Origin of the sequence: Methanothermococcus sp., from assembly GCF_015523155.1 — an archaeon.
Taxonomy (GTDB): domain Archaea; phylum AGJL01; class Methanococci; order Methanococcales; family Methanococcaceae; genus Methanofervidicoccus.
The window spans coordinates 1-9,953 of record NZ_WAKW01000061.1 but is presented as its reverse complement, the minus strand read 5'-3'; the positions used below and the strand labels follow the sequence as shown (position 1 = coordinate 9,953).

At 31.9% G+C, this 9,953-nt stretch carries 9 protein-coding genes and 1 pseudogene; 5 read left to right on the top strand and 5 right to left on the bottom strand.

Annotated features, from left to right (window positions below):
• The coding region (locus F7B34_RS06205; RefSeq protein WP_292460967.1) for a hypothetical protein at positions 1-81 on the top strand (81 nt) is incomplete at its 5' end.
• A gap of 376 nt (positions 82-457) precedes the next feature.
• Here the strand turns inward: F7B34_RS06205 and gatB are convergent.
• Together gatB and F7B34_RS06195 are read right to left on the bottom strand one after the other, a co-directional pair.
• Positions 458-1,861 (bottom strand): Asp-tRNA(Asn)/Glu-tRNA(Gln) amidotransferase subunit GatB, encoded by a 1,404-nt coding sequence (gatB, locus tag F7B34_RS06200; protein ID WP_292460966.1) that lies wholly within the window; start codon positions 1,859-1,861, stop codon positions 458-460.
• A gap of 111 nt (positions 1,862-1,972) precedes the next feature.
• On the bottom strand, positions 1,973-3,448 hold the full coding sequence (locus tag F7B34_RS06195) for a 2-isopropylmalate synthase (protein WP_292460965.1): 1,476 nt from the start codon (positions 3,446-3,448) through the stop codon (positions 1,973-1,975).
• A 198-nt stretch (positions 3,449-3,646) separates the two neighbouring features.
• Here F7B34_RS06195 and F7B34_RS06190 point away from each other — a divergent pair, with 198 nt between their 5' ends.
• Positions 3,647-5,053: an aspartate kinase gene (locus tag F7B34_RS06190; RefSeq protein WP_292460964.1), complete on the top strand. Its 1,407-nt coding sequence runs from the start codon at positions 3,647-3,649 to the stop codon at positions 5,051-5,053.
• 25 nt (positions 5,054-5,078) lie between these two features.
• Here the strand turns inward: F7B34_RS06190 and F7B34_RS06185 are convergent, their stop codons facing one another.
• The 3 genes from F7B34_RS06185 to F7B34_RS06175 all read right to left on the bottom strand — a co-directional run bounded on the left by F7B34_RS06185 (position 5,079) and on the right by F7B34_RS06175 (position 8,028).
• Positions 5,079-6,272, bottom strand: a complete 1,194-nt coding sequence (locus F7B34_RS06185; protein WP_292460963.1) for a CBS domain-containing protein — start codon at positions 6,270-6,272, stop codon at positions 5,079-5,081.
• A gap of 185 nt (positions 6,273-6,457) precedes the next feature.
• Positions 6,458-6,640, bottom strand: a complete 183-nt coding sequence (locus tag F7B34_RS06180; protein ID WP_292460962.1) for a hypothetical protein — start codon at positions 6,638-6,640, stop codon at positions 6,458-6,460.
• Positions 6,641-6,666: 26 nt separating this feature from the next.
• The gene (locus F7B34_RS06175; RefSeq protein ID WP_292460961.1) at positions 6,667-8,028 is read right to left on the bottom strand and encodes an FAD-dependent oxidoreductase; all 1,362 of its coding nucleotides are present in this window, start codon (positions 8,026-8,028) and stop codon (positions 6,667-6,669) included.
• 310 nt (positions 8,029-8,338) lie between these two features.
• Between F7B34_RS06175 and F7B34_RS06170 the strand changes: the two genes are divergently transcribed.
• The 3 genes and pseudogenes from F7B34_RS06170 to F7B34_RS06160 all read left to right on the top strand — a co-directional run.
• On the top strand, positions 8,339-8,464 hold the full coding sequence (locus tag F7B34_RS06170; RefSeq protein ID WP_292460960.1) for a hypothetical protein: 126 nt from the start codon (positions 8,339-8,341) through the stop codon (positions 8,462-8,464).
• An 84-nt stretch (positions 8,465-8,548) separates the two neighbouring features.
• Positions 8,549-8,794, top strand: coding sequence for a CARDB domain-containing protein (locus tag F7B34_RS06165; RefSeq protein WP_292460959.1), 246 nt, complete (start codon positions 8,549-8,551; stop codon positions 8,792-8,794).
• Positions 8,795-9,094: 300 nt separating this feature from the next.
• Positions 9,095-9,953: pseudogene (locus F7B34_RS06160) on the top strand (hypothetical protein); the annotation flags it as partial.

Genomic DNA, 9,953 nt, shown 5'->3' with positions numbered 1-9,953 from the left:
TTGATGGGACAGGTGATGAAATTAACAAGAGGAAGGGCAGAACCTAAAAAGGTTGTAGAAATTCTAAAAAAGAAATTATAAAAATTAATTAAAAACATTAATAGCATTTATATACTCCGAATTTTTAAAAATCGATATTTAGTTTTTATTTTAGATATACTAAACATTTCGAGCGTATATTTGCATAATAAAAATAAATAAAAAGAATAAATAAAAAATAAAGAAATTTTACCAATATTGTTGGTAATACTTTTCATAATTTTTCTAGTACCATTTTTACCAAGGTAGTATATAAAAGCAAGAATTCTTGAAATTTATACGAACCATAGTGGTAAAAAATCCGAAAGATTTTGACTTACACACCGAGCTCACATAATATAGAACAAAAATTAATTAATACTTAAAAAATAAAAAAAGAATCTAAAAAATCAAAGCTATTATACAGCATAATTAATTTTTATAATTTCTTTTTTAGAATTTCTACAACCTTTTTAGGTTCTGCCCTTCCTCTTGTTAATTTCATCACCTGTCCCATCAAGAAGTTCAGTGCAACCTTGTTTCCACTTAAATAATCTTGCACTGCCTGAGGATTATTTTTTATTGCCTCATCACAGGCATTTTCGAGAACATCATCGGAGGTAATTACAGTTAAACCGAGCTCATCTATAATTTCTTTTGGTGATTTTTTACCTCTATTTTCAACCATTATTTCAATTACTTTTTTACCAATCTTCTGGCTTATTGTTTTACTGGTTATTAATTTTATCAATTCGGTTAAATGTTCAGGTTTTAAATTACTCTCAAAGAAATCTATTTTATTGTATGCCAACACCCTTCTTAATTCATTTCTTATCCAAGTTACTGCAAGATTTACATTTTCCTCATTTACTCCAAGGTCATTTACAACCTTTTCAAACACATCCGCAAGAGCTAAATCAGAAACAAGCACCTTTGCATCTTCCATTTTTATATTGTATTGTTCCACAAATCTCTTTTCTTTTTCCATTGGTGTTTCTGGCATCTGAGCTTCCACTTCTTTTACCCAATTTTCATCTATCACAATAGGTTGAAGGTCGGGGTCTGGAATATATCTATAATCATCTGCGGTTTCTTTGCTTCTCATTCCTTTTGTAATCATTTGGGATTCCATAAATGCCCTAGTTTCCCTTTTAATTTTTCCCCCTCTCCTCAGTATGTTCTTCTGTCTAATGAATTCATACTTTAAAACTTTATAAACTCCTTTAATGGAATTGACGTTCTTTACCTCAACCCTGTTTCCTTGGATGCCGTTGTAATTGACAGATATATTCACATCTGCCCTCATTGTCCCTTCGCCTCTCAAATGACCTATATATCTGAATAATCTCATGAGCTGTTTTAAAAACTCTCTCGCTTCCTCTGGGTTTTTTATGTCTGGCTCAGATACTATCTCAATAAGGGGTATCCCGCTTCTATTGTAATCCACCACTCCTAAATCAGGCTTATACTGTCCAGGGTCTTCTTCAAGATGCACCTCTGTAATACCAACACCTAAAAAATTTCCATTAACTCCTATTGGAACGGATGTTCTTTGGTATCCACTAGGTAAATCAGGATAATTGTAGTGTTTTCTCTGGAAGTAAATGTCTTTATTTAAAACTATCTCACATCCGAGCATTTTTGCCACCATAATTGCTATATCCACAGCCTTTTTATTTGGTGGCATTGGTCGAGCTCCGGGATGTGAAATACACACAGGGCAAATATTCGTGTTTGGTGGGACATCGTTATAATTTGTAGGGCATCTACAAAACAATTTAGATTTTGTATCAACCTGAACATGTATTTCCAATCCACATTTCATAGAAACTTTTTCATCCATGCAATCACCGTAATAGTATAATTTTAATTATTTTTAAATAATATTATAACCACTATTTAAAGTTTTTACAAAATAGCATGAGGAGATAAAAAGTAATATAAAGATAAAAAATTAAATCAGTAGATTTATGCCTTCCATCACAGCTTCAACAGATGCTCTTACAATATCCCCTTGGGAATTCTTAACCTCAACCACTTCATGACCTCTTCTCAACTTAACAACCACTTCAACAAGGGCATCTGTTCCACCGCCGATGGATTTTACATGATAATCCTCCAAGGTAATATCTGCAACACCACTTAATGCCTTCCTTATAGCATTTATTGCTGCATCCACAGGACCAACACCAAATGCAGTTTCTATAAGTTGTTCCTTTTTGCACTCATCTGCAAAGTTTAGCCTTATTGAAGCCACAGGTGTGATTTTATTCCCAGATACAACAGTGAGTTCATCCAATATTATTTTTTCTTCAATAGATTCCCCTTTTACTTCGTTTATTATGGTTTTTAAATCAATATCTGAAATGTATTTTCCCAAATCTCCAAGATTTTTTATTTTATTATATACCTTTTCAAATTCTTCATTTGTTAATTTTATATTCATTAGTTCCAGTTTATATTTCAAAGCAGCCTTTCCACTATGTTTTCCAAGTATTATCCTTCTTCTATTCCCAACAGATTGGGGGGGTATAGGTTCATAAGTCTGAGTGTTTTTAATAAGCCCATCAACATGTATTCCTGCCTCATGGGCAAAGGCGTTATCTCCAACTATTGCCTTGTTTGGTGGAACTGGGAGTTTCATCAATCTTGATACAACTCTGGATGTTTCATATAGTTTTTCAGTCTTTACATTCGTTTTAATATTATAGAGTGTATGAAGTGCCATTACAACCTCTTCAAGTGATGAGTTCCCTGCTCTTTCACCTATTCCATTTACTGTAAGATGGCACTGCTGAGCTCCTCCTCTTATTGCTGAAATTGTATTTGCAGTAGCCATTCCAAAATCATTATGGCAGTGGGCAGATATAGGGACGGGCACATTTTCGCTTAGGGTTTTGAATAACTCAAAAGACCGTTCTGGCGTTAAAACTCCAACAGTATCACATACGCATGCCCTATCTGCTCCCAACTCTGCACCCCTATTGAAGAGCTCTATTAAAAAGGCTACATCACTTCTTGTGGCATCCTCTGCGGAGAGCTCCACAATTAAACCATGTTCTTTTGCATGTTCAACAGCTTTTAGTGCTGATTCAAGTGTTTCCTCTTTTGTTTTTCTCAGTTTGTATTTCATATGTATTTCCGACGTTGGAACCACAAGATGAACACTATCTACATCACATTCAAGAGCATAATCTATATCAACAGGTAGAGCTCTAACAAAGGAACATATTTCAGCATTTAAATCTTGCGAAGTTATAAGTTTTATAGCTTCTCGCTCCCCCTTGGATGTTATAGCACTTCCTGCTTCTATTATATCTACCCCTAATTCATCCAGTTTTAAAGCTATTTCAAGTTTTTCATTTGGAGTTAAAGAAACCCCTGGGGTTTGTTCTCCATCTCTTAATGTGGTATCAAATATCTTTACCATAAAAATCACTCAAAATTTTATATTATAATTTTTTTACATTTATAAAATAAATCTTGATAAATTATTCTAATAAATTTATAAAAACTTTTTTATATATAATATTTATAATAAGTTTTATTTTATAACAGTGCTATTTAAATTCTTACTATAATGTATAAGGAAAATATTATTTTAATTATATAAATTTTAGGTGATTTTGTGGTTACAGTAATGAAATTTGGTGGAACTTCCGTAGGAGATGGAAAAAGAATAAGAAATGTGGCAAAAATAGTAATAAACAAAAAAAAGGAAGATAAAGATGTTGTAGTTGTAACCTCTGCAATGACTCAAATAACAAATTCCCTTGTAGATATTTCTAAACAGGCATTAGATGTAAGGGATATTGCTAAAATCAATAATTTTATAGAAGAGATAAAAGAAAAACACGAAAATGCCATAGTAGATGCAATTAAGAACGAAAAAATAAAAAATGAGGTAAGAAAAGTAATCCAAAGTTCAATAGACGAACTGGAAAAGGTATTAATAGGTGTGGCATACCTTGGAGAATTAACTCCAAAATCTAAGGATTACATACTTTCATTTGGTGAAAGATTATCAACCCCAATTTTAAGTGGAGCTATTAGAGATTTGGGATATAAATCATTATTCCTTACAGGTGGTGAAGCAGGAATTATTACAAATGATAATTATGGATGTGCAAGGGTGTTGAAATTAGAGGTTAAACAAAGGATATCCCCTCTATTAAATGAGGATATAATACCCGTTATTACAGGATTTATTGGTGGAACAGAAAAAGGAGAAATAACAACATTTGGAAGAGGTGGAAGTGATTATTCAGCTGCATTAGTTGGTGCAGGTCTTGAAGCAGATATGGTTGAGATATGGACTGATGTCAGCGGAATACTTACCTCAGACCCAAGAATAGTTAAAAATGTCAAAAGAATTCCAAAAATGTCATACATTGAAGCTATGGAGCTTGCATACTTCGGTGCAAAGGTTCTTCATCCAAGAACAGTTGAACCATTGATGGAAAAGAAGATCCCTTTAAGAATTAAAAATACATTTGAACCTGAAAATGAGGGAACATTAATTACAAATGACCAGGAATTAAGCGACAATATTATAAAGGCAATATCTGCCATTAAAGATGTATTTTTAATAAATATATTTGGTGCAGGTATGGTTGGAGTAAGTGGCACAGCCGCAAGAATATTCTCAGCACTTGGAAGAGCTAATGCAAATGTGATATTGATTACTCAGGGTTCTTCTGAAACTAACATCTCCATTGTAATATATGGGGATGGAGTAGAGGCTGAAAATTGTATAAAAGAACTTAAAAAAGAGTTTAAGAATAGCCCGCTGATAAAAGATATATCAATCGATAATAATGTATGCGTAGTTTCAGTAGTGGGGGCAGGTATGAAAGGCTCCAAAGGCATAGCTGGAAAACTCTTTGCCGCAGTTGCTGAAAGTGGAGCAAATATAAAGATGATAGCTCAGGGTTCATCTGAGGTGAATATATCATTTGTAATTGGTGAGGATGAGCTCGAAAAATGTTTGCAGACACTCCACAAAACATTTATTGAAAATAAAAAAAATAAATAAAAAAGAAAATTATTTTATTTTTATTTTATTCCAATACCTTTTTATTTTTTGGGTGGTTCTTTTCCTTATCTATTTCCATCTGTTTTAAAATTGAACCCAAAGCATCCTTCAATACCTCTATAAAGTCCCATCTCTGTTTTTCAGCCACGAGTTGAATATCTTCACCCTCCATTTCTATTCTTTTTGTGGCGGATAATTTAGGTTTTCCCTCTGCAACATAGAGTTTTCTCGGAGTTTTTACATATATTTTAACATTGTAGTAGGGAACTCCTCCTTTATCGTGTTCTTTTTTTATTACAATTTTAATCCAGTGAAGTCTTTTAGACTGTTTTGCTATCTTTTTAACTTCTGTCATTAATATTCTTTCTGCGAGTTCTTTCATTTCTTCATCGAACTCACCACATAGATCCACTTCGATTACAGATTCTTCTTTAAATTCTTTAAGATACTTCATTATGTCGATTCTTGTAACAATTCCTCTTAATGTTCCTTTTTTAGTTATTGGAACCCCTCTTATATCGTGTTTCTCCATTAATTTTGCTACATCAACAATGGAAGATTCTATATCAGCGGTAATAATTGGCGAATTCATAATAATAGATACTGGTTGAGCCATTCTTGGAACTTTTTCCCCTGCATATTCTCCAATGGTCATCTTTTTCTTAGGCTTAAATACTTTTCTTAATATATCATCCTCTGTAACAATACCCGTTGGATTTCCTTCTTTATCGAGAACTATCAATCTTCCTATGTTATATTTTTTCATTAAACTTCTAGCTTTGCCTATACTCTCATCTTTATCAATGGTGATTGGGCTTTTTGTCATTATTTTAGTCACTTTGACATCTTTTAGGAGCTCAGAATTAGCAGCTCTTTTCATTATATCATAATCTGTTACAATCCCCGCCAATTTTCCTTTTTCATCCACAATAGGTGCAGCTCTTTGACCACTATTTATTATTTCACATACTCCCTCTATTACAGGAGTGTTTTGATTTATGCAATGCGGTTTAAACATTAAACCATCAACATTTTCATTTAATGATGATGCTAAAAGAAGGTCATGTATTGTCACCATGTATATTTCATTTTCATCAATTACTATTAAATTGTGAAAATGATTGTTTTCCATTATTCCTATGGCTTTGGATATTGGAGTATCTGGGGTAATTGTGATTACATCTTTTGTAGCTATATCGATTATGGGTTCATTTAACATACATACACCTCTTATCGTGTTTGATAATATAAATAATAATATAAATATAGAATAATAATATAATATAGTATTTAAACTTTTTATAAAATTACTAACCGTTTGATAGGGATTTTTATATATATAAAGATTACCTTTATAATGTATAAGTTAAAACTTTAATTATTTCTAATGTTAAGTTATTCTTACTATTTTACTAAATCAAGTTCTTTTATTAAGGCTCCAATCTTTGAGGGGTTTATTATATTTACATCTATCTTTTTATCTTTTACAGTTATTTCAACTGTTCTTTGACCTTCAACAGATAGTTGAAGACCCACTCCTTTTTTTTCAAGAGTGTCTATTATTCCCACCAGCATTTCCATATCCATACTATCACTTTTTTGCTTTATAATATTTATTCATTTTTTTCTATCTTTTTAAATTTATCACAGGCGTTCTCAGCTGCAAGAGCAAGCGGGTCAATTACCATTGAAACTGGCGGAGCGTAGCAGAACTCTATATTTGCCAGTTCATTGCAAGTCATATTTTTCACAATACCTATGGATACTGCATCCACTCTTTCGGCTACCCTTTCGCCCCCCACAATCTGACATCCTACAATATTTTTATTCATATCACATATTAATTTAACTTCTATTAATTTTCCACCTGGATAATATCTTGCCCTTGTAAGTGCCCTTGCCTTTCCAACTATAACTTCAAGTCTGTTTTGATGAGCTCCGAGCTCACTCATACCTGTGCCTGCCATTTCAATATCTCCAATTTTTGACACCATAGCATTTAAAACTGGATTGAATTTAGCTTCAATACCTACAATATTTTTTCCTGCAACTTTGCCCTGTCTTACAGCTGTTGTTCCAAATGGCGATAATGTAATCTGCTTTGTGATTAAATCCACAACTTCCACACAGTCCCCAACTGCATATATATTTGGAATTGAAGTTTGCATTTTTTCATTTACCCTTATAGCCCATCTCCCTATTTCACAACCTGCTTTTTTTGCCAGTTCTATGTTTGGTCTTACACCTGTTGCCATAATAACCATATCACATCCGTAGAACTCCCCATCAATTACTGCACCATTTACTTTGCCATCCTCATCTCCAACAATCTTACCCAATGGTTTTTCAAGTATAAACTTAATTCCAACATCCTCTTCTAAATATTTCATAACAATTTTAGCCATATCTATATCCAGAGCTCGTGGTAAAATTTGAGGTGCCATCTCAACAACTACTACATCAAGTCCGAGCTCCTTCAATGCGTATGCTGTTTCAAGTCCAATTGCACCTGCACCTGCAACTATTACACTTTTTGAATTTTCCGCATACTCTTTTATTCTCATGCCATCCTCAATTGTCCTTAGTTTAAAGACACCTTTTAAATCCACTCCTTCAATCGGTGGAACAAAGGGAGAGCCCCCAGTAGCCAAAACAAGGTAATCATAAGTTAATTCTATTTCATTGTTTTCTTTATCTTTATATGTTATTTTATTATTCTCTGAATCCATATCCAAAACTTCTGACTCTGTAATTACATCGATATGTCTATCTCTTTTGTATTCTTCAGGTGTATGCATTATTATATCTTCAAATGAAGGTATTTCGTTGCATATTACATAGGGAATAGCACATGGTGAATATGCTATATGTTTATCCTTTGTAATTACCACTATTTCCATTTCTTTATTATATCTTCTTATGGTTGAAGCCGTGGTCAAACCTGCGGCTCCACTTCCGATTATAATAACTCTCATTTCTTCACCTACTATTACACTATATTACATATATATCATTTACATTATGATTTTAATAATATTTTAATTTATGTTAGTTATGTATTATAATAAAATATCCTTTGATATAAAATACTATAATATATAAGTGTTTTGAAATATTTAACGCCTATAAATTATAATTAAACGCATTAATCAAAAATTATATATATATAATCAAAATAGATATAATATTGTATATTTTTTTAAATAACATCGGGGGGTGGTAGTGCAAAAGTAGTAGTATTTTCTATTTAAAATTAAAAACTTATAAATAGAAGGGGTGATATTCATGAAAAAATTGTTTCTATTTTTGGCCGTCCTAAGTTTAATTTCAGTAGCATGTGCATACAACAACGATACCATATTAATTGGTTCGGGTATTGGAAATGTCGGGGACGATATACTGTGCCATTGAATGTAGATTGGACAGGAAACGAAAACACATCATTAAATGTTGTAATATATTATGATACAACCGGTGTAAAGCTCACAAATATAAATGCAAAATGACTATGTTGAAAATCATACCTACAATATATCCGCATTAATAAATAACAGTGGAACAAAAGATGCAGGAGCATTTAATGTATCTTTAAAAATAAACAATAATGAGGTTAATAAAATTTCAATTAACTCATTGAACATCGACTCTACAAAAACAGTGTCATTCCTATGGACTCCAAATACCAGCGGAACTTATACCATTGAAATTGAGGTAGATTCAAGTAATAATATAGATGAGTAGTCTGAAAACAACAACAAATTAATTAAAACGATAACTGTAAATCCAGAAAACACCGAATTCTCAGCAACTCCAAAAGAAATTATCAGAGTAGTTAAAGAGAATGAAACACTAAAAACAAACATAACTATAACCTACAATGGAAACATTAATTCAATATTAAAAGCATATGCAACAAATGCCACATGGTTATTAAACACATCAAAAGGTAAAGACACCTTTAAAATCACATTAAATAATTCAGTATTAACCACAAGTGCAACAGATATTTCAAATATTAGTATAAATAATAAAAATATAATTTTGCCATTATCAATTGAAACTCCAACAAATATCACCAAAAAAGGAACAGCCTATAAATTTAACATAATATTAAAAATAAAAGATGAAACAGTATCAATACCTGTTGAATTCCTCGTAAAAGGAGCAGATTCAGTTATAGATAAAGATATGATAAATACCACAGAAGAAAATGAAACATTGAATAAGATATTGGATACAGTTATATCTATGAATTTAGCAAATATTACTGTAATCGATGGAAACAAAATAGATGAGCTCGTAAATAATATTTCCACAAAGTCTGCGGAAAATACAACACCTACAATAATTGCAGTAAGTGAAAATATTACACCATCTATTGTAAATACAGTAATAAAAACAGAAGATAAAACAGAAACATCAGGATACACAACATACAACAAAAAAGTTGTAAATATTTCAGTAAATATTACATTTGAAAACAAAACAAACACATTGGTAGTGGTTGCTATACCATTAGGTGACTATAGCGACATTAAAGAAGTGCTTAAAAATGGAAACTCCATTCCAAAAGACACACCAAAGAATGGAACACACTATGAAATAACCACAATCAACGGCAAGAATGTAATACTGCTTTACTTAAAAGATGACCCAGTTATCACATTGGTAACTGAAAAAACCATAAGCTCATCATACAATCTACCCTCAAGTGGAAGTAGTAGAGCTCATAGAGTTGGAAGTGCATATCCAGATGTAGCAAAAGACATAAAATCAGAGAAAATTAAAGAAATTGTCCATAATGCAAAATTAATAATCGGTTCAGAAATAGATAAAGATTTATCAGCAAAAGACCTTAAAAATACCACCGAATTAATAAATCAACCATTGGAAATAACCG

Bases quoted from the DNA above. Each gene is read 5' to 3' on its own strand.
- F7B34_RS06180 (WP_292460962.1), bottom strand. From the start codon at position 6,640: ATGGATATGGAAATGCTGGTGGGAATAATAGACACTCTTGAAAAAAAA.
- F7B34_RS06175 (WP_292460961.1), bottom strand. From the start codon at position 8,028: ATGAGAGTTATTATAATCGGAAGTGGAGCCGCAGGTTTGACCACGGCT.
- F7B34_RS06195 (WP_292460965.1), bottom strand. From the start codon at position 3,448: ATGGTAAAGATATTTGATACCACATTAAGAGATGGAGAACAAACCCCA.
- F7B34_RS06165 (WP_292460959.1), top strand. From the start codon at position 8,549: ATGCAAAATGACTATGTTGAAAATCATACCTACAATATATCCGCATTA.
- F7B34_RS06185 (WP_292460963.1), bottom strand. From the start codon at position 6,272: ATGTTAAATGAACCCATAATCGATATAGCTACAAAAGATGTAATCACA.
- F7B34_RS06170 (WP_292460960.1), top strand. From the start codon at position 8,339: ATGAAAAAATTGTTTCTATTTTTGGCCGTCCTAAGTTTAATTTCAGTA.
- gatB (WP_292460966.1), bottom strand. From the start codon at position 1,861: ATGGATGAAAAAGTTTCTATGAAATGTGGATTGGAAATACATGTTCAG.